Origin of the sequence: Haloechinothrix sp. LS1_15, assembly GCF_033042135.1 — a bacterium.
Taxonomy (GTDB): Bacteria; Actinomycetota; Actinomycetes; order Mycobacteriales; family Pseudonocardiaceae; genus Haloechinothrix.
In genome coordinates this window covers 401925-422168 of record NZ_WBXM01000003.1, presented here as the reverse complement: position 1 = coordinate 422168, position 20244 = coordinate 401925, and the positions used below count along the sequence as shown (strand labels likewise).

Sequence of the window (20244 nt, the reverse complement as noted above, 5' to 3'; positions counted from 1 at the left end):
CCGCCGGTCCTGCATGTCTCGTCTTCCACTGCCACCTTCGCCCGCAGCGCTGGCCACCGGCTTGCGTATGGACGAGGACATCGTCGCGGTACACCCGGCGACCCGACTGGTCCGGATCTTCAACGCCGAGGGCAGGCATCGGCAGACCTGGGATTCGTTCCGTTACACCGGGCCGCTCCCCCATGGCCGTTTCGACCCCCAGCAACCGGACGAGGAGGGCGGCCCAACCACCGACCCGGAGAACGGGGTGCTGTACTTCGGGCTGTCCGCGCGGACCGGCATTGCCGAGGTCTACCAGGCCACGTCCACGGTCGACCGGGTAACGCGGGCGCCGCATGTGGCGGTGATCCGTCCGGTGCGTACGCTGCGGCTGCTGGATCTGACCGGTCTGTGGCCCACCCGGATGGGGGCCTCCCAGGAGATCGCCAGCGGTCCGAAGAAGATCACCCAGGTCTGGGCACGCGCGATCCGCGCCGCCTACCCGGACCTCGACGGGCTCTGGTACCCGTCGTCGATGGATTCCGGCAACCCGGCGATCTGCCTGTGGGACCCGTCCGCGCGGTCGGCCCTTCCCTCCGACCCCGACCTGCTGCTGCCGCTGAGCCATCCCGGCCTGGACATGCCGATCGCGCGGGTGTGCAACGAGCTGAACTACGTCATGTACGGGTGAGCTCGTCGGCGGTGTCACGCTGGACACCCGACCGCCTGCTGGCGGCGAGGCTCGCCAGCGTGGTCACCGCCAGGATCAGCACGATGACGCCGAGCGATACCCAGGTGTTGATGTCCAGCCACGCCGGTACCAGCTCGTACTCGTGGAAGGCGTGCAGGAACAGCTTGCCGCCGATGAACAGCAAGATGATCGACAGGCCGTGGGCCAGGTAGGCCAGGCGCTCCACCAGGCCGCCGACGAGGAAGTACAGCTGCCGCAGGCCCATCAACGCGAAGGCGTTGGCGGTGAACACCAGGTACGCTTCCTGGGTGATGCCGAAGATGGCAGGGATCGAATCGGCGGCGAACAGCACGTCGGCGCAGCCGATGGCGAGGATGACGATGAACATCGGGGTGATCCACCGTCTGCCGTCACGCTTGACGACCAGTTTGTTACCGACGTAGTCGTCGGTCACCGGCAGGACCTGGCGGATTTTGCGCACCACCCACGGCTCGTGGTACTCGGTGCGCTCCTTTCCACGCAGCATGCTGAACGCGGTCCAGACGAGGATCGCGCCGAAGACGAAGAAGATCCAGGAGAAGGTCGCGATCAGCGCGGCACCGAGCGCGATGAACACGCCCCGCAGGATCAGCGCGAGCGCGACACCCACCAGGAGCACCATGTGCCGGTGGACAGCGGGAACCCGGAACGCCGTCATGATCAGCATGAAGACGAACAGGTTGTCGACGCTCAGTGACTTCTCGGTGACATAGCCCGCGAAGAACTCCGCGCCGTACTGGTGGCCCGACACGACCCACACACCGACGCCGAAGACGACGGCAGCCACCACGTAGAACGTGGACCACCACGCGGCTTCCCGGAGGCTGGGAGTATGCGGGCGTCGCACTGACACGACGAGATCGGTCAGGATGACCGCGCTCACCACCCCCACGGTGAGCAGCCAACCCCACAGCGGAACGTTCATTACTCGACTCCTCTGGCACAGCAGTACGGGACCACCGTCACCAGAGGTCTCTTCCGTCCGCGGTGGGTGCGGACCGGCGATGCCGGGACCGACGGCGCGCCGGTGTCAGCGGAACCGGAGCGGCCGACGTTGTCCGTATTGACGACACCGCCGCAGGGGAATACTCCCCTCCACGCAACGCCCGTTCATCGTGACACACGGTTCACCCGGGGCGCCAGCGATCGTCGGGCGGATCACGATCCGCACACGAAGCCCGTTCACCGACGAGGGTGCGTGGCTGGACCGGAGCGGGGTCACATACGGTCATAATCGTGCTCCGATCCACGAGATCTCGCCAGGTGCTACCGCGCGTGATCGCGGCCACGCTGGCCGGGGTGGTCGCAGTGACCGCGATCGTGGCGCTGTGGCCGCGGGAGACCGACGGCCCCGACGTACGCACCCAGGACGCCACGGTCGACGTTCCCCGCTCACCGGACGCTGTGGAGAGTATCCCGCTGGATGTGACGCTCTACGTGCCCGAATCCACCCCCGCGCCCGCGGTACTGCTCCCCCACGGCTTCGGTGGCACCAAGGACAGCGTCGCGGGCCAGGCCCGGGAACTCGCCGAGCACGGGTTCGTCGTGCTCACCTACACGGCCCGCGGGTTCGGCGAGAGCGGGGGAATGATCTGGCTGAACGACCCCGATCGGGAGGTAGCCGACGCGCAACACCTGCTCGACTTCCTCGAGAAGCAGCCCACCGTGCAGACCGATTCGGCTGGCGACCCGGTCGTGGGCGTGACGGGGTCCTCCTACGGCGGCGCGCTGGCCCTGCAGCTGGCTGGCACCGACGACCGCGTGGACGCGATCGCCCCGGTAATGACCTACAACGATCTCGAACACGCGCTGTTGCCGAACGAGCTACAGGACCGTGCGGCACCCGAGGAGACTCCCGGGGAGACCTCAGTGCCCGACACCCCAGCGGGTGGCGAGCTCGCCGGGGAGGGCGTTTTCAAACAGGGCTGGGCGGGCACCCTCTTCTCCGGAGGTATGGGTGGCACCGGCACCGCGGGTCCGCTTCCCGACGCGCCCGAGCCCGGCGATACCCGCGACGACCTGCGCGAGCGCCCCGGCACCGCCGACCCCTCCGGCACCGCCGGACCGGGCACGTCCGGCAGCGAGGTACCCGACCAGGCAAGGCCCAGCCTTCCTCAGATGAACGGCACGGTGGATCCGTGTGGCCGGTTCGCCGCGCCCGTATGCCGCGCCTACACCGAGGTCGCGACGACGTCGACCGCGGGCGAGCAGACCAGGGAGCTGCTCCGCAGAGTCTCGCCAGCCGCACTTACCGGCGCCATCACCGCACCGACCCTACTCGTCCAGGGCACAAGGGACACGCTGTTCGGACTGAACCAGGCGGATGCGAATGCCAGGCAGATCACCCAAGCGGGCGGTGAGGTCTCGATGATCTGGTACGCGGGTGGTCACGACGGCGGCGCACCCGGCCCACAACTGCGCGAGACGATCGCCGACTGGCTCGCGTACCGGCTCACCGGTAGCGGCGACGATCCGGTGCCCGCATTCCGCTACGACGTGCAGGGCACCTTCGAAGCCACCCGCGCCCCGTCTGTTCGGGTCGTCGAGGCGGAGAGCTACCCCGGACTGCACGGCGACAGCACACCACGCGAGGCGGTACCGCTGTCCGGGCCGCAGCAGCGGATCCTCTACCCGCCGGGGGGTATGCCCGCCGCGATCAGCGGCTTGCCGGGGCTCAATCAACTGATCCCGGGCGGTCTCGGCGCGCTCGACCTACCGGAGCAGACGGCACAGTTCACCACCCACGCCCTCGACGACCAGCTGATGATCACCGGCTCGTCCACGGTCACCCTTCAGGTGGCCGCCGCCGCGGCGGCCGGCACCGGCGACGCGGTAGGCGGGAACGAGCAGGACGCGGTGCTGTTCGCGAAGCTCTATGACGTCGCTCCGGACGGCACACGGCGGCTCCCTGGCGATGCGGTCGCGCCGGTCCGGGTACCGGAACTACCCGCCGACGGCAGCCCCGTGGAGATCACGGTGAACCTGCCCGGCACCGTACGACCGGTGGAAGCGGGCCACCGGCTGCAGCTGGTGGTCACCACCACGGATCTCGGCTACGCGAGCGAGGAGCAAGCCGCGGCCTACGAGATCTCGCTGGCAGGGGATCCGGCATTGCGGGTGCCCTCGGTGCCGGGCACCGAAGCCGACACCGGCCTGCCCGTCCCGCAACTGCTGGGCATCGGCGGCCTGCTGCTCGCGGCCCTGGTCATCTCCCTGGTGGCGGCGCTGCGGCGTGGCGGGATCGAGGATCCCGACCCCGCACTCGCCGACGTCCCGCTACGGATCGACAACCTGACCAAGACCTACGGGGGAAGCCTGACCGCGGTATCCGACCTGTCGTTCCGTGTGGAGCGAGGCCAGGTACTCGGCCTGCTCGGCCCGAACGGGGCAGGCAAGACCACCACGTTGCGTATGCTGATGGGGCTGGTGAGCCCGACCTCAGGGGAGATGCGGATCTTCGGGCACCGCGTGTACCCGGGCGCGCCAGTCCTGTCCCGCGTGGGGGCGTTCGTGGAAGGTCCCGGTTTCCTGCCCCACGCTTCCGGCAGGAAGAACCTGGAGCTGTACTGGGCGGCCACCGGGCGGCCACGGCATTCGGCGCACCTCACCGAGGCCATGGAGATCGCCGGGCTGGGCGATGCCATCGACCGGAAGGTGCGTACCTACAGCCAGGGCATGCGACAACGCCTGGCCATCGCCCAGGCGATGCTGGGCCTACCCGAGTTGCTGGTGCTGGACGAACCGACCAACGGCCTCGACCCACCGCAGATCCACCAGATGCGAGAGGTGATGCGACGGTACGCAGCGACCGGCCGCACCGTACTGGTATCCAGCCACCTGCTCGCCGAGGTCGAGCAGACCGCCACCCACGTAGTGGTGATGCACCACGGCACCGCGGTCGCCGACGGAGCGGTTGGCGAGATCGTGGCCGCCGGCGGTGAGGCCAGCTTCGTGGTGGACGACACCGATGCCGCAGCAGCGGCGCTGCACACCGTCGAGGGTATGTCCGATGTAGAGGTCGCCGATGGCAAGGTGCACGTGAACCTGGGCGGAATCCCGCGATCCGTCGCCGTGGCGGCGCTGGTGCATGCCGGGGTGTCGGTGGAGCAAGCCGGGCCGCGGCGGCGGTTGGAGGACGCGTTCCTGCAACTGGTGGCTGAGGAGGGTGACGCGCGTTGAGGATCCGCAAGCACTCCGGGGGCTCCGACAACGGCGGGGGCGAGCACGATGTGCACACCGACCCCGCCGCGCTGGTCGAGCTCACCGACGCCGCCGAGCGCGAGCGGGCCGGATACGAACCCTCGGGCGCCGTCGTCGGCTACCGTCCCCGGCGCACGCTGCGCTTCGGAGTGGAGCTGCGGCGCCAGCTCAGCAGGCGCCGTACGCTGCTGATCCTGGGGCTGGCGGTAGTGCTGCCGTTCGTGCTCCTCGGCGCGTTCGAGCTCGGTGATGACAGCGAGGACGCCGAAGCGGGCGGGATCGTGGACCTGGCCACGGCCAGCGCCCCCAACTTCGTTATCTTCACCCTGTTCGTCTCGATCTCGTTCCTGCTCCCGATGGTCGTTGCGCTTTTCTTCGGGGACACGATCGCCAGCGAGGCTTCGTGGTCGAGTTTGAAGTACCTGCTGGCAGCGCCCACTCCCCGGCACCGGCTGCTCCGCCAGAAGGCTCTGGTGGCGGGCGCGCTGTCGACGTTGACGCTGGTGCTGCTACCGGCCACGGCGCTCGGTGTGGGGCTGATCTGGTACGGCGCCGGGGACGCGCTGCGGCCGACCGGAGATGCCGTCCCGTTCGACGCCAGCCTGATCGCGCTACTGCTCGCGGTGTGCTACATCGTCATCCAGCTCACCTGGGTGGCCGGGCTGGCGTTGCTGCTGAGCGCGTCGACCGACGCGCCGCTCGGCGCGGTCGGTGGCGCGGTATTGGCGGCAATCCTGTCGCAGATCCTCGACCAGATCACCGCCCTCGGCGACCTCCGTGCCGTGTTGCCCACCCACTACGCGACGGCGTGGTTGGATCTGATCGCCACCGACGTGGACTGGACCGACGTGGCCACCGGCGCGTTCGTGTCGCTGTGTTACGCGACGGTGCTCGGGCTGCTGGCCGCCAGGCATTTCGTCCGCAAGGACATCACCAGCTGACCACCCGCGGCCTGCTCGACACGACGGGTCCATTTGCATACCGGGCCTACTGCCCTACCGCACGCCAGCCTCGTCCATACCCCTGAGTTCCTTCTTTAACTCCGCGATCTCATCACGCAGCCGCGCTGCCAGCTCGAACTGGAGGTCACGAGCCGCCTGGGTCATCTGCTCGGTCATCTGCGCGATCAGATCGGCCAGCTCGGCCCGCGGCATCGAGGAGATGTCCTTGTCCGCCAGCAGCCCGGAGCTGCCTGCGCTGGCTCGCTGTTCGGGCTGCTTGCCCCGCGAGGTGTTGCGTCCGGAGCCGCCGACGGCAAGCTCCTGCTCAGAGTCGTCCGCCTCGGAGTACACCCGATCGAGGATGTCGGCGATCTGCTTGCGCAGCGGCTGCGGATCGATGCCGTGCTCGGTGTTGTAGGCGATCTGCTTGGCGCGGCGCCGATTCGTCTCGTCGATCGCGCGCTGCATCGACTCGGTCATCGTGTCGGCGTACATGTGCACCTGACCGGACACGTTGCGGGCGGCCCGCCCGATGGTCTGGATGAGGCTCCGCTCGCTGCGCAGGAACCCTTCCTTGTCCGCGTCCAGAATGGCCACCAGCGACACCTCCGGCAGGTCGAGCCCTTCGCGCAGTAGGTTGATACCGACGAGCACGTCGTAATCACCGGAGCGCAGTTGCCGCAGCAGCTCTACGCGGCGCAGGGTGTCCACCTCCGAGTGCAGGTACCGCACCCGGATGCCGAGCTCCAGCAGGTAATCGGTGAGGTCCTCGGCCATCTTCTTGGTCAGTGTGGTGACCAGCGCCCGCTCGTCCCGCGCGGCGCGCTCGCGGACCTCGTGCACCAGGTCGTCGATCTGACCATCGGTCGGTTTGACGACCACCTCGGGATCGACGAGGCCGGTGGGGCGGATGACCTGCTCGACGAACTCTCCGCCGGTTTGCCCCATTTCGTAGGGACCGGGAGTGGCCGACAGGTAGACCGTCTGCCCGATCCGGTCGGCGAACTCCTCCCACGTCAACGGCCGGTTGTCCAGCGCGCTCGGCAGCCGGAACCCGTGCTCGACCAGTGTCCGCTTGCGCGAGGCGTCGCCCTCGTACATCCCGCCGATCTGCGGCACCGTGACGTGTGACTCGTCGATGACCAGGAGGAAGTCCTCGGGGAAGTAATCGAGCAATGTGGCCGGGGCCGAGCCCGGTTCGCGACCGTCGATGTGCCGCGAGTAGTTCTCGATGCCGGAGCAGAAACCGACCTGGCGCATCATCTCGATGTCGTACTGGGTGCGCATACGCAGCCGCTGTGCCTCGAGCAGCTTGTTCCTGCCCTCCAGGTCCGCCAGCCGCTGCTCGAGCTCGGTCTCGATCGCGTTGATGGCCTTCTCCATGCGTTCCGGCCCGGCGACGTAGTGCGTCGCGGGGAAGATCCGCACCTCGTCGAGCTCCTCAACCACGTCGCCGGTCAACGGGTGCAGGTAGTAGAGCCGGTCGATCTCGTCGCCGAAGAACTCCACCCGAACCGCCAGTTCCTCGTAAGCGGGGATGATCTCCACGGTGTCACCGCGCACCCGGAAGGTGCCGCGCGCGAACGCCACATCGTTGCGCGTGTACTGGATGTCGACCAGAGCCCGCAGGAACTCGTCGCGATCCACCTCCTGGCCGACGGCCAGCCTGCTGGAGCGATCCAGATACGACTGCGGCGTGCCGAGACCGTAGATGCAGGACACGCTGGAGACCACGATGACGTCCTTGCGTGAGAGCAGGTTCATCGTAGCCGAGTGCCGCAGCCGCTCCACGTCGTCGTTGATCGAGGAGTCCTTCTCGATGTAGGTGTCGGTCTGCGGGACGTAGGCTTCCGGCTGGTAGTAGTCGTAGTAGCTGACGAAGTACTCGACCGCGTTGTGCGGGAAGAAACCACGCAGCTCGTTCGCCAGCTGCGCCGCCAGCGTCTTGTTGGGCGCCATCACCAGCGTCGGGCGCTGCACCCGCTCGATGAGCCAGGCCGTGGTCGCCGACTTACCCGTTCCCGTGGCGCCGAGCAGCACCACGTCGCGCTCTCCGGCTGCCAGCCTGCGCTCCAGATCGTTGATGGCTTCCGGCTGGTCACCGGAGGGGTCGTAGTCGCTGACGACCTCGAACCGCTTCTCGGCACGCGGGATCTCCGAGACGGGCCGGAACTCGGAGTGCGCCACCACGGGGTGTTCGGATGCGAATGCCACACGCCCAGGGTAGGAGCATCCCCCGACAACGCGCCGCCCGCATCGTTCCTGCGGCAGGATGGGGGCTATGACCGGTCAGCCGCACGCCCCCAAGACCGAGACCTTCGACCTCGAGACCATGACCAACACTGACCCGAAGGGCTACCGACGGCGAGTCGAGCGATACCGGCACGAGCTCTTCGGCCTCTACCTCGCACGACCGACCCCCGGCCGCGAGCAGTTCCGTTACCTCGAATCGTGGCTGCTGCCCGATCTCGGGCTACGCGTGACCGACTTCTGGTACAACCCCGGTTACGAGCACGACTGGGATCTCTACCTCGATATCGTGTCCATCGAGCCCGGCCAGCTCCGGTGGCAGGCCCGCGACCTCTACGTCGACCTGGAGCTGCGAACCGGCAAAGAGGTCGCGGTCCGCGACGTGGATGAGCTGCTCGACGCCCACCACGCCGGGCTGGTCAGCCGTACCGAGGCCACCGGCGCGCTGGAGACCGCGTTCACCACCGTGACCGCGCTCGCCGAGCAAGGTCATGACCTCGATGGCTGGCTAGCCTCCCTCGGCATCACCCTCAGCTGGCAACGCCGCTAGCCCCCGTGTCCGGCATCCCAGCACCCGCGTTGGCCATCCCAGCACCCCGCGTCGGTCGTCCCGGCACCCTGAGTCCGGTATCCAGACACCTCGAGTGGGGCGCCTTTCCTGCCAAGCCGACCATCACGAGGTACCCGATGTCCCAATACAGGGTGCCGGACCGCCCAACACAGCGTGCGTGAGTGCCAGACACGGCTTAGGGGGACCAGCCGGTGGCGCGGGCCCACTCCTCGGCCCGTGCCATCGCTTCGGCGATCCAGGGTTGCTTGTTCTCGGCGTAGCGCTCGGCCGTGCCGTCGGCCCGGTGGGAGTGGGCGAGCTTACGTTTGAGCTCGGCGTAGGCGTCTCGCTCGGCCGGGTGCTCGGACAGCCAGACGGGAAACAGCAGGGCGGCCCGCCAGTGCGGGGTTCCCTGCTCGCGCACGTGCAGGTTAATGCGCCGTGCAGGATCCGCGCCCGTGTGCAGCCGCTTGTCGCCTCGCGGGCCGACCTGCCCTGGGTCGAGCGGGTCGTCCGACCACTGACCTGCCATCCGCGGAAAGCCCGCCTCCGCCAGGGCGTCGGCGATACGATCAGCCTCGGTGAGGTCGGCGACTGTGAGCTGGATGTCCAGCACATCCTTCGCGGGCAGCCCGGGGACCGAGGTCGAGCCGATGTGATCGACCCGAAGCGCTGTCTCGCCCGCGGCCTGCTCGATGCGAGCAATCGCGCGTGCGGCCTGCGCCCGCCAGGTCGGATCCGGCTCGACCACCGAGGGGGAACGCGAGCCCTGCGGCCTGCGCAGCCGCAGGTTCGCTTCGAACGGCACGAGCCGGTCCGCCCACAATGCGTCGACCTCGGCCAGTACCCCGTCGGGCGCGCCGCTGTTGTCCAGCCACACGTCAGCCGCCTCACGGCGGCTGCGCTCGTCGGCCTGGGCCGCGATGCGGGCGCGCGCGTCCTCCGCGGTCATGCCCCGCGCCTCGACCAGGCGATCCACGCGCACGTCCTCGGGCGCATCGACCACGATCACCAGGTGGTAGAGCGGTGCCAGGCCGTTCTCCACAAGCAGCGGGACGTCGTGCACTACGATGGCGTCCTGTGGCGCACCGCCGACCAGCTCGGCGGTGCGCTCGCCGACCCTGGGGTGCACGATGCCGTTCAACCGGACACGGGACTCCTCGTCGGCGAACGCCCGCTCGGCCAGCGCGGCACGATCCAGCGTTCCGTCGTCAGCGAGCACCTGCTCGCCGAACACCGCCACGATCTCCGCAAGTGCGGGACGGCCGGGCTGCACCACCTCCCGGGCGATCGCGTCGGCGTCGACCAGGACCGCCCCGTGCTCGACCAGGCGGTGGGCAACTGTCGACTTGCCGGCTCCGATGCCACCGGTCAGACCTACGCTCAGCATGCTGGCATTCAACCAGTACGGTGGTCACGGCAATCGCGGGGCATGAAGATCACACGCTGGCAACAATGAGCGTGACACGCCGTGTGCCTTCACGGCCAACGTCACTCCGATTGCGTATCTTTTCGAGCGGACTATCGCCCACATGGAGGACCGATGCAACGACGGCATACCGGGAGGCACCGGCTTGGTACGCCTGGGCTAGTCCATTGTGTCGAATACCGTCAGGTGGCTACGGCGCTCGAGGAGCATCGGCGCAACTGGCTGACCGCACTGCTGGTGCCGGCCAAGCACAGCATCGCGGGCCTGCGCCGCCGCGCACGCGCGACCGCGCACGAGCGCGCCCTGGCCCCTGCGGCGACATAGTGAGATGAGAGCCGGAGCGGATACGCAGCGCCCGTAGCAGCGCAGCACGGGGACCCGCACCCACGCACGGGGCGGGTCCCGTACTGCTGCACGCCATCGGCGACCGCGCCACACCGCGAAGCTGGCACCCCCACGAGGACATCCCCCGTACCCGTTCGTGCTACACCCCGGAACAAGCCTCGGCCCCGTTCCGCACGGTTCGCGGAACGGGGCCGAGATGAGCCAACCGGGACCGGGCCGGGCGTGCCCGGCCCGCTGCTCAACGGATCAGTTGCCGCCGGAGAGCTTCTCGCGCAGCGCCGCCAGTTGCGCATCGCTGGCGAGCGTGCCGCTGTTGGGGTCGGCAGCCGGGGTGGCCTGCGGCGCCGAAGGATCGCCGCTGTCCTGCTGGCTGGACGACGAGGAATCCGTGGCCTCGCCCACGTCGGGCGCGCCAGCCTCTACAGCCGCCGCGGCTGCGTCGGCGGCCCTCGCCTCGGCCACCTGCTTCATGTGCTTCTCGTAGCGCTCGTGGGCCTCGGCGTACTGCCGCTCCCACTCCTCACGCTGCCGCTCGTAGCCCTCTTCCCATTCCTGGGTTTCGGGGTTGAAGCCCTCGGGGTAGATGTAGTTGCCCTGCTCGTCGTACTCGGCGATCATGCCGTACTGCGTCGGGTCGAACTCCGCGTCCGGCGTGAAGCCCTCGTTCGCCTGCTTCAGCGACAGCGAGATCCGCCTCCGGTCCAGATCGATGTCGATGACCTTGACCATGACCTCGCTGTTGACGTCCACGACCTGCTCCGGCAGCTCGATGTGGCGCTCTGCGAGCTCGGAGATGTGGACCAGGCCCTCGATACCGTCTTCCACGCGGACGAACGCGCCGAACGGAACAAGCTTGGTGACCCGACCCGGCACGATCTGGCCGATGGCGTGCGTACGGGCGAAGTGACGCCACGGGTCTTCCTGGGTCGCCTTCAGCGACAGCGAGACCCGCTCGCGGTCCATGTCGACGTCGAGGACCTCGACGGTGACCTCCTGGCCGACCTCGACCACCTCGCTGGGGTGGTCAATGTGCTTCCAGGACAGCTCGGAGACGTGCACCAGGCCGTCGACGCCGCCGAGGTCGACGAAGGCGCCGAAGTTGACGATCGAGGAGACCACGCCCTTGCGGACCTGACCCTTGCCGAGGGCGTTGAGGAATTCGCTGCGCACCTCGGACTGGGTCTGCTCGAGGTAGGCGCGGCGCGAGAGAACGACATTGTTGCGGTTCTTGTCCAGCTCGATGATCTTCGCTTCGAGCTCGCGCCCCACGTACGGCTGCAGGTCGCGTACCCGGCGCATCTCGACGAGCGAGGCGGGCAGGAAGCCACGCAGACCGATGTCCAGGATCAGGCCGCCCTTGACCACCTCGATCACGGTGCCGGACACCGGGGAGTCGGTCTCCTTGAGCTGCTCGATGGTCCCCCAGGCGCGCTCGTACTGGGCGCGCTTCTTGGACAGGATCAGGCGCCCTTCCTTGTCCTCCTTCTGCAGAACAAGGGCTTCGACCTCGTCACCAACCGCGACAACCTCTGCCGGATCGACATCGTGTTTGATCGAAAGTTCACGCGAAGGGATGACGCCTTCTGTCTTGTAGCCGATGTCGAGCAGGACCTCGTCCCGATCGACCTTGACGATCGTGCCTTCGACGATATCGCCGTCGTTGAAGTACTTGATCGTCTTGTCGATGGCGGCGAGGAAGTCTTCCTCCGACCCGACGTCGTTCACGGCGACCTGCTTGGTCTGCGCGGGGACTGTCGGGGCGATGGTCGTGTCGGTGGACATGAGTGTAGGGTGCTCCGGTTATGGCTGGGGTCGTTGGTTCGTACTTCAGGTCTTACGGGCACAGCGGGTGCCACATGGGTGCCGCACGGTTGATGACGGGAGGCCGAGAGTGCTGTGGCCGCCGAGATCACCGCATCCGGTGCGCGGCCCGAGCCCCAGCCTACGAGTGCCGGGCGAAAGGCAGCGCGAACCCACGGGCGAACCCACTGCGCTTGAATCATCCTACGCGGCCGTTGTACCGGGGGACAAACAGGGGCTGTGTACATCCCGTGGTTCAGCCCGTGTTCGCCGTGGCCGGGCGCACACCGGCCGTGGCGGAGCGCGAACAGCAAGGACGATAAGCCTGCCAGCTGGGCCGGGAGCACGCGAACGAAGGAGGAACCGACACGTGGCGGATACCGAATCCCAGCACACACCCCATGGGGTTTGCCAGGACGCCCAGGAGGAGGCCGCCCGCTTCGCGCGTGCCGAGCAGACGCTCGGCACGGTCGGTGTGAGCCGCCACGCCGTCACCCCGGAGGAAGCCGTGGCCGCCAGCAGTGCCTGGTGGGACGCCGACGCCGAGGAGTACGTCGACACCCACGGTGCGTTTCTCGGTGATGCCGACTTCGTGTGGTGCCCGGAAGGCTGGAGGGAGAGCGACCTCGGGCTGCTCGGCCCGCTCGCGGGCAGCCGGGTGGTCGAGATCGGGTGCGGCGCGGCCGCCTGCGCGCGGTGGCTCGCCGCCCAGGGCGCCACGGCGATCGGGCTCGACCTGTCGGCGGGCATGCTCCGGCAGGCCGCGAAGGCCGGTGAGCGCAGCGGAACCCACATCCCGCTGGTCCGCGCCGACGCGCAGCGCCTGCCGCTGGCCACGGGCAGCGTCGACACCGCGTTCTCGGCCTTCGGAGCCCTGCCGTTCCTGCCGTCGGTGGGGACGGTGTTCGCGGAGGTACACCGGATCCTGGGACGCCAAGGCCGCTGGGTGTTCGCGGTGACCCACCCGATGCGGTGGGTGTTCCCCGACGACCCCGGCCCGCTGGGCCTGACCGCCACCCAGTCGTACTTCGACCGCTCGCCCTACGTGGAGGTAAATGCCGACGGCGCGCCGACCTACGTGGAGTATCACCGCACGCTCGGCGACTACGTCAGGGCGCTGCACGAGGTGGGGTTCATCCTCGAGGACCTGGTCGAACCGGAATGGCCGGACACCAACACCCGCACATGGGGCCAGTGGAGCCCGCTGCGCGGCATGCTGTTCCCCGGAACGGCCATCTTCTGCTGCGGGAAGCGGCCGTGAACGGCCGGTCGCCCGGCCCGCTTGCCGGGCTGCGTGCTGCCCAGGCGCGACGCTTCGAGCGGCTCGACCCGCTACTGCCACGCACGGCCGCGGTACCGGAAGGCGAGCTGGTCACCGCGGTCGGGCCGGGCGACGAACGGGCATGCGGCACGCTGTACCGGGCGGTGCACGGGCCGGACAGTCTCGAGAGCCTGTGGGAGAGCCGGGTCGTGTGGGAGTTCAGCCCCGTTCTCGGTGACTCCGGCAGCTCGGGTATGCGCGCGGCACTGGCCGCACTCGGGCGCAGGCTCGCGCACGAGCGTGACCGGAAACCCGCCCCTGACCCCGGCAGCGGCACGGGTACGGGCACTGGCGCGTCGACGGTGGCGGTGGACTGGCCCAGCAGGGACGTCTCGGTCTCTCCCGCGCTGCACGCGCACGGTTTCACCCCGAGCACCGTGCTCGCGGTGCGCCCGCAGGACGCACCTTCCGAGGCCGTGCCCGGGCGGGCACTCCCCCCGGATGGAATGTCGGTGCGCCGTGCCACCGGCGACGACGTGGCGCAGCTGGTGCACCTCGAGCTGGCCGAGCTCCGCTACGCGCGCAGCGTGGCCGGAGATTACGTGCCTGCAGGCGCCGAGCGGCTGCTGCGGGCGGCGCTGGCGCACGCGCTCGCCTCGACCGACCCCATCCTGGTCGCCGAGGCAGGCGACCGGCTACTGGGGCACGCGCGATGCTGCTGGAGCTCACCGGCAGGCAACACCGCCATCGCGCACCGCCTGCGGGAGGGGCGCTGGGGGCATATCGCCGTGCTGTCGGTCGCCCCGGACGTGCGCGGGCGCGGCGTCGGACGCGCGCTCGTCACCGCCGCGCACACCGAGCTGCTGACCGGCGCGGTGCGCGGCAGCTACCTCCACTACGACCCGGCGAACCCGTTGTCCTCGGTGTTCTGGCCCCGCCACGGTTACCGGCCGGTGTGGACACGGTGGATCGCTTCCCCGGAGACCGTGATCGACCGTGCCGGTTGAGACCGGCTGAGCCCCGTTAAGGCCGGCTGCTGCCGGTCGAGCCGGATATGGCCGGCTGCTGCCCGCCGGTGCGGCTGTGTTCACCGACACGCCCCGCACCGCCGTGATCACCTCCACACCGATTGGCCGAATACAGAATGTAGCCATAACGTGCCAGGAGGGGGCACACGGCGCACGGGAAGTGAGGCATGCACGTACACGCTGACCGCATCCGGATCGACGGCCCGCACGGGACGCTTCTCCCGCCGACGTCCTTCGGTGTCGGCTCCGGGGAGCTCGCTGTGGTCCAGGGGCCGCCCGGGCCGGGCCTGACCGGTTTCGGCCTCGCCCTGGCGGGCCGGATGCGACTTACCGCGGGCGCGGTGACGCTGCGCGACGGCGAGCCACCCGCCGATGGTGAGCAGGCAGGCGCGGCGGAGCTGCGCGAGCGGGTGGCGATCGTCGACGCGCCAGGGGTGAGCGAGCCGGAAGGATCGCTGCCGCTGCGTGCCGTGGTTGGCGAGGAACTCGCGCTGGCCCGCCTGCCTGCCTCGCGGGACGACGCGGCAACGTGGCTCGCCGACAACGGGCTGGCCGACGACGCTGACACCCGCTTCGAGGACCTGCGCGCCGAGGCACGCACATTCGTACTCACCACCCTGGCTGCCGCCCGACCACGGGTCGGCATGTTGGTTCTGGACACTCCCGACCGTCACACCTGGGACATCGCCCCGTGGTTCGAGCTCGCCACACGTCACGCCGAGCTCGGTTTCGCCGTAGTGGTACTCGCCGCCACCGCGCACCCGACGACGCTGCCGGTACCGGCTGCCCGCTTCGGACAGCGCGAACAGCCACCGCCACTGACCCCGGCCGGGCCCGCCGTGCACACCGAACACACCGACCAGCACGACACCGACCACGGGGAGGATGAGCGTTCATGCGCGCCATGAGCTCGATACGGATCGCGGGCGGCGAGCTGCGCAGGCTGAGCAGCGGCACGCTGCCCAAGCTCGCGATCCTGGCCATGGTGCTGGTGCCGCTGCTGTACGCCTCGCTGTACCTGTTCGCGAACGAGGACCCGTACGACCGGCTCAGCGACTTGCCCGCGGCCGTGGTCACCGAAGACGCCGGGGCCACCGATCCCGATGGCCAGCACCGGGTGCTCGGCGAGGAGGTCGTCGACGAGATCCTCGCCTCTGAGACGTTCGACTGGCACGAAGTGTCGGCGCAGCAGGCCGAACAGGGGGTGCGGGACGACACCTACGCCTTCGCCATCACGATCCCGCACGACTTCTCCGCCGCGTTGCTGGCCACCGCCGATTTCGACCCCCGCCAGGCGACGATCACGCTGACCACCAACGACGCCAACAACTACATCGCCAGCACCATCGCCGACGAGGTCGCCGAGCAGATCCGTGAGGCCATCACCGAGCAGGTCGGCGAACAGGCCGCCGACCGGTTCCTACTGGGCTTTTCCACCATCCACGGCGCGGTGTCCGACGCTGCCGACGGCGCCACCGAACTGGCTGGCGGTGCCGAAGAGCTGACGACCGGGCAGGAGCAGCTCTCCGACGGCGCGAACGAGCTCGCCGAGGGCAGCGAGGAACTCGCGGCGGGCCTGCGCACGTTGCAGTCCGAGACCGAGGAGCTGCCGGGTGCCACTGCCGAGCTCGCCGACGGTGCCGAGCAGGTCGCCGACGGCAACCGGCAGATCGCCCAGCTAGGAGACGAGCTCGCCGCGCTGTCGGACGAGCTGGCGGCCGGGCTCGACGAGGCGGGTGAGGAGCTCGCGGAGAGGCTGCGCGAGGAAGGCATGGCCGAGGAGGAGATCGACCGGATCCTGGCGGTGCTCGGTGAGGTCCGCGAGCCGGTCGACGAGGCGCACGGCGCGGTGCGGGAGGCCTCCGGTCACCTCGATGAGCTCGCGGACGGTTCGCGGGAGGTCGCCGACGGGGCCAGGCAGCTGGCGCGGTCGAGCCCGCAGCTGCACAGCGGTATCGCGGAAGCGTCCACTGGCGCGGGCGAACTGGCAAGCGGCGCGGCGGAGCTGGCAGCGGGCCAACGGGAGGCGAACTCGGGCACGCGGGAGCTCGCGGACGGTGCGGGCGAGTTGAGTACCGCGCTGCGCGACGGGCTCGGCCAGATCCCCGATCCCGATGAGGACGAGCGGCATGCCACCGCGAGCACGATCGCCAACCCGGTGGGTATCGACTCCCACAGCATGGCGGCCGCGGGTAGCTACGGCGCCGGGCTCGCCCCGTACTTCATGGCACTGGCCGCGTGGGTGGGTGCGTTCGTGATGTTCCTACTGCTGCGCCCGCTGTCGGTGCGTGCCCTCGCGGGCGGTGCCGCACCGGCCCGGGTGGCGCTCGGGGGGTGGCTGCCCTCGGCGGTGCTCGGGGTGGCGCAGATGGTCGTACTGCTGGCGGTGGTGAGCCTGCTGGTGGGTATCGACGTCGCCCACCCGGTGGGGGCGATGGCCTTCCTGATACTGACGACAGTGGCGTTCACAGCGGTGGTACACGCGCTGAACGCCTACTTCGGCTCGGTGGGCAAGTTCCTCGCCCTGGTGGTGCTGGTGCTCCAGCTGGTGACCGCCGGTGGCACGTTCCCGTGGCAGACGATTCCCGATGTGCTGCAACCACTGCATCACATCCTGCCGATGACCTACGTCGTCGAAGGTCTGCGGGAGCTGCTCTACACGGGTGCGACGGCGGATGTGGCCACCAACGTCGCGGTGTTGCTGGCCTACACCGTGGGCGGTTTGCTGCTGTCCTATGCCGCCGCCCGCAAACGGCGGGTGTGGACGGTGTCCAAGCTCAAACCCGAGCTGGCGCTGTGACGGCCTGCTGATCCTGCTGGGCTCGCTGAGCCCAGCAGGATCAGTGGGCGGCTTCGTTCCAGGAACGGCCGAAGCCGACCGACACCTCGAGCGGGACGGACAGCTGGTACGCCGAGCCCATCTGCTCGCGCACCAGCGCCTCCACCGTGTCGTGCTCGCCGTCGGCCACCTCGAGCACCAACTCGTCGTGTACCTGCAGCAGCACCCGGCTCCGTAGCTGCTGGGCGGCGAGCTCGCGGTGCACACCGAGCATCGCCACCTTGATGATGTCGGCGGCGCTGCCCTGGATGGGGGCGTTGAGCGCCATCCGCTCGGCCATCTCACGGCGCTGCCGGTTGTCGCTGCCCAGATCGGGCAGGTACCGGCGCCTGCCGAAGATCGTCTCGGTGTAGCCGACCTTGCCCGCCTCGGCCACCACGGCATGCAGGTAGTCCCGCACCCCGGCGAACCGCGCGAAGTAGGTGTCCATCTGTTGCTTGGCTTCGTCTGCCGAGATCTGCAGCTGCTGCGCCAGCCCGTAGGCCGACAGCCCGTAGGCCAGCCCGTAGGACATCGCCTTCACGCGGTACCTCAGCTCCGGCGTGACGTCGGTGGGATCCATGCCGAATGCCTGGGATGCCACGTAGGTGTGCAGGTCCTCACCGGAGTTGAAGGCCTCGATCAGCCCTTCGTCCTCGGACAGGTGCGCCATGATGCGCATCTCGATCTGGCTGTAGTCGGCCGTCATCAGCTCGGCGTAGCCGGCCCCGACCACGAACGCGTCGCGGATGCGGCGTCCTTCCTCGGTGCGCACCGGGATGTTCTGCAGGTTGGGGTCCACCGAGGACAGGCGACCGGTGGCGGCGACGGTCTGCTGCAGCGACGTGTGGATCCTGCCGTCGTCGGCGACGGCCTTGAGCAGCCCTTCCACCGTGGTCTTGAGCTTGGTCGCGTCCCGGTGTTCCAGCAGGTGCCGCAGGAAGGGGTGCTCAGTCTTGGCGTACAGCGTCTGCAACGCTTCGGCGTCGGTGGTGTAGCCGGTCTTGGTGCGTTTGGTCTTGGGCATCCCCAGCTCGTCGAACAGCACCACCTGGAGTTGTTTGGGAGAGCCGAGGTTGATCTGCTTGCCGATGACCGCGTAGGCCTCCTCGGCCGCCTGTTTCACCCGGTCCGCGTAGTGCGCTTCCAGCTCGCTGAGGCGCTCGGTGTCGACCGCGATGCCCGCGCGTTCGACCTCGACGAGCACCTGCAGCAGCGGGATCTCCATGGCGCTGAGCAGCTCGCCCGCACCGATCTTGTCCACCTCGTCGGCCAGCGCCGCGGCCAGCTCGGCGGTGGCGCCCGCGCGCAGCAGCTCGGTGTGGGCGGACTCGCCGTCCTCGCCGCTGCCGTCGCCGGTATCGAGCAGGGACAGCTGTCCCTGGCCGCTGTCGCCGTCCGCGCGCAGCTCCCTGCCCAGGTACCGCAACACCAGATCGTCCAGGGTGAAGCTGCGCTGCCCCGGCCGCACGAGGTACGCCGCCAGCGCGGTGTCCATCGCCAGCCCCGCCATGCTCCAGCCACGGGCGTACAGCGCGTGCAGCATGGACTTGCATTCGTGCCCCACCTTGCGGGGCCCGGAATCGGCCAGCCAGGAGGCCAGCGCGGATTCGTCGGCCTCGTCGAGCTCGGTGGTGTCCAGGTAGCAGCCCTCACCATCCGCGGTCACCAGGGCAAGCGACCGCAGGTCCGCGGAGGTCACCGCCCCCTCCACGCGGGCGGCCACCCCAGTGGTGGTGCCCTGCCCGGCGTGCTCGGCCAGCCAGGCACCGAGCGTGCCCGGCTCGATCCGGCCGCCCCGTACGCTGATTCCTTCCTCCGCTTCGGGTTCGGTGGTGGACAGGGTGGCGAACAGCCGGTCGCGCAGCACCCGGAACTCCAGGTCGTCGAACAGCCGGTGCACCGCGTCGCGGTCCCAGGACCGAAGCTGGAGGTCGTCGGGGCCGACTTCGAGCGACAGGTCGCGGACCAGCTCGGTCAGTCGCCGGTTGCGCAGCACGTTGTCGAGATGCGAGCGCAACGCTTCGCCCGCCTTGCCCTTGACCTCGTCGACCCGGTCGACCAGCTCGCCGAGGCTGCCGAACTGCTTGATCCACTTCACCGCTGTCTTCTCCCCCACCCCGGGGATGCCGGGCAGGTTGTCCGACGGGTCGCCCCGCAGCGCGGCGAAATCGGGGTACTGGCTCGGCGAGAGCCCGTACTTCTGCTGAACCGCGTCCGGGTCGAAGCGGTCGAGCTCGGAGACGCCCTTGCGCGGGTACAGCACCGTGACCCCGTCGTCGACCAACTGCAGGGCGTCCCTGTCGCCGGTGCAGATCAGCACGTCGAAGGCTTCCTGCCTGGCCTGCGTGGTCAGCGTCGCGATGATGTCGTCGGCCTCGTAGTTCTCCTTGCGCAGGATCGGGATGTTGAGCGCCTCGAGCATCTCGGTGATCAGCGAGACCTGCCCCTTGAAGTCCTCAGGGGTCTCCGACCGGGTCGCCTTGTACTCGGCGTAGGCCTCGGAGCGGAACGTCTGCCGCGACACGTCGAAGGCCACCGCGAGATGGGTGGGCTGCTCGTCGCGCAGCAGGTTGATCAGCATGGAGGTGAAGCCGAAGACGGCATTGGTCACCTGGCCGGTCGTGGTCTGGAACCGGTCGGCCGGTACGGCGTAGAAGGCACGGTAAGCCATCGAGTGACCGTCGATGAGCAGTAACCGCGGCGCGGGTTGCCGTTCGGCCTGCCGCTCCGCTCGTACTGTGTCGTTCGTTACCTGATCCCGCCGCTCCGGGGTGTTCTGCTGTGGGGTCACACCCGGGAGTCTAGGCTCCTGCCCTGACACACGAACGTGCGTGTCACCACGCCTCGACCGACGCGGCGACAAGGAGCAACTCCGTGGACGAACCACCCGCATCGCGTGACTCGCTGCCG

14 protein-coding genes are annotated in these 20244 nt (G+C 69.1%); 9 read left to right on the top strand and 5 right to left on the bottom strand.

Annotated features, from left to right (window positions below; translation table 11 throughout):
* The first annotated feature begins 13 nt into the window (after positions 1-13).
* A complete protein-coding gene (locus tag F8178_RS07155) occupies positions 14-670 on the top strand; it encodes an RES family NAD+ phosphorylase (RefSeq protein ID WP_317493862.1) in 657 nt (218 codons plus the stop codon).
* On the opposite strand, the gene F8178_RS07150 is transcribed toward F8178_RS07155, so the two are convergent.
* On the bottom strand, positions 657-1634 hold the full coding sequence (locus tag F8178_RS07150; RefSeq protein WP_317493861.1) for a TerC family protein: 978 nt from the start codon (positions 1632-1634) through the stop codon (positions 657-659). The two genes, F8178_RS07155 and F8178_RS07150, sit on opposite strands and share 14 nt — an antisense overlap.
* Before the next feature lie 311 nt (positions 1635-1945).
* Between F8178_RS07150 and F8178_RS07145 the strand changes: the two genes are divergently transcribed.
* Both F8178_RS07145 and F8178_RS07140 read left to right on the top strand, forming a co-directional pair.
* On the top strand, positions 1946-4888 hold the full coding sequence (locus F8178_RS07145) for an alpha/beta fold hydrolase (RefSeq protein WP_396345066.1): 2943 nt from the start codon (positions 1946-1948) through the stop codon (positions 4886-4888).
* A 2-nt stretch (positions 4889-4890) separates the two neighbouring features.
* Complete coding sequence (locus F8178_RS07140; RefSeq protein WP_317493917.1) at positions 4891-5850, top strand: ABC transporter permease subunit; 960 nt, start codon at positions 4891-4893, stop codon at positions 5848-5850.
* Positions 5851-5904: 54 nt separating this feature from the next.
* On the opposite strand, the gene uvrB is transcribed toward F8178_RS07140, so the two are convergent.
* The gene (uvrB, locus tag F8178_RS07135) at positions 5905-8064 is read right to left on the bottom strand and encodes an excinuclease ABC subunit UvrB (protein WP_317493860.1); all 2160 of its coding nucleotides are present in this window, start codon (positions 8062-8064) and stop codon (positions 5905-5907) included.
* A gap of 58 nt (positions 8065-8122) precedes the next feature.
* On the opposite strand from uvrB, the gene F8178_RS07130 reads away from it, so the two are divergent.
* Positions 8123-8650: a DUF402 domain-containing protein gene (locus F8178_RS07130; protein ID WP_396345064.1), complete on the top strand. Its 528-nt coding sequence runs from the start codon at positions 8123-8125 to the stop codon at positions 8648-8650.
* Between the two features lie 196 nt (positions 8651-8846).
* On the opposite strand, the gene coaE is transcribed toward F8178_RS07130, so the two are convergent.
* Positions 8847-10040 carry a dephospho-CoA kinase gene (coaE, locus tag F8178_RS07125; RefSeq protein ID WP_317493858.1) on the bottom strand — a complete coding sequence of 398 codons (1194 nt, stop codon included), beginning with the start codon at positions 10038-10040 and terminating at the stop codon, positions 8847-8849.
* Between the two features lie 153 nt (positions 10041-10193).
* Between coaE and F8178_RS07120 the strand changes: the two genes are divergently transcribed.
* Complete coding sequence (locus F8178_RS07120; RefSeq protein WP_317493857.1) at positions 10194-10403, top strand: hypothetical protein; 210 nt, start codon at positions 10194-10196, stop codon at positions 10401-10403.
* A 267-nt stretch (positions 10404-10670) separates the two neighbouring features.
* Here F8178_RS07120 and rpsA read toward each other — a convergent pair whose 3' ends face one another.
* A complete protein-coding gene (gene rpsA, locus F8178_RS07115) occupies positions 10671-12206 on the bottom strand; it encodes a 30S ribosomal protein S1 (protein WP_317493856.1) in 1536 nt (511 codons plus the stop codon).
* A 388-nt stretch (positions 12207-12594) separates the two neighbouring features.
* Here rpsA and F8178_RS07110 point away from each other — a divergent pair, with 388 nt between their 5' ends.
* The 4 genes from F8178_RS07110 to F8178_RS07095 all read left to right on the top strand — a co-directional run bounded on the left by F8178_RS07110 (position 12595) and on the right by F8178_RS07095 (position 17313).
* Positions 12595-13485: a class I SAM-dependent methyltransferase gene (locus F8178_RS07110; RefSeq protein WP_317493855.1), complete on the top strand. Its 891-nt coding sequence runs from the start codon at positions 12595-12597 to the stop codon at positions 13483-13485.
* Positions 13482-14492, top strand: coding sequence for a GNAT family N-acetyltransferase (locus F8178_RS07105; protein WP_317493854.1), 1011 nt, complete (start codon positions 13482-13484; stop codon positions 14490-14492). The genes F8178_RS07110 and F8178_RS07105 overlap by 4 nt, the downstream gene beginning before the upstream one ends.
* A gap of 188 nt (positions 14493-14680) precedes the next feature.
* Positions 14681-15421 carry an ABC transporter ATP-binding protein gene (locus tag F8178_RS07100; RefSeq protein WP_317493853.1) on the top strand — a complete coding sequence of 247 codons (741 nt, stop codon included), beginning with the start codon at positions 14681-14683 and terminating at the stop codon, positions 15419-15421.
* Positions 15418-17313 carry a YhgE/Pip domain-containing protein gene (locus F8178_RS07095; RefSeq protein ID WP_317493916.1) on the top strand — a complete coding sequence of 632 codons (1896 nt, stop codon included), beginning with the start codon at positions 15418-15420 and terminating at the stop codon, positions 17311-17313. Before F8178_RS07100 ends, F8178_RS07095 begins: the two co-directional genes overlap by 4 nt.
* Before the next feature lie 40 nt (positions 17314-17353).
* On the opposite strand, the gene polA is transcribed toward F8178_RS07095, so the two are convergent.
* Positions 17354-20125 (bottom strand): DNA polymerase I, encoded by a 2772-nt coding sequence (gene polA / locus F8178_RS07090; protein WP_396345061.1) that lies wholly within the window; start codon positions 20123-20125, stop codon positions 17354-17356.
* Positions 20126-20244: the final 119 nt, after the last annotated feature.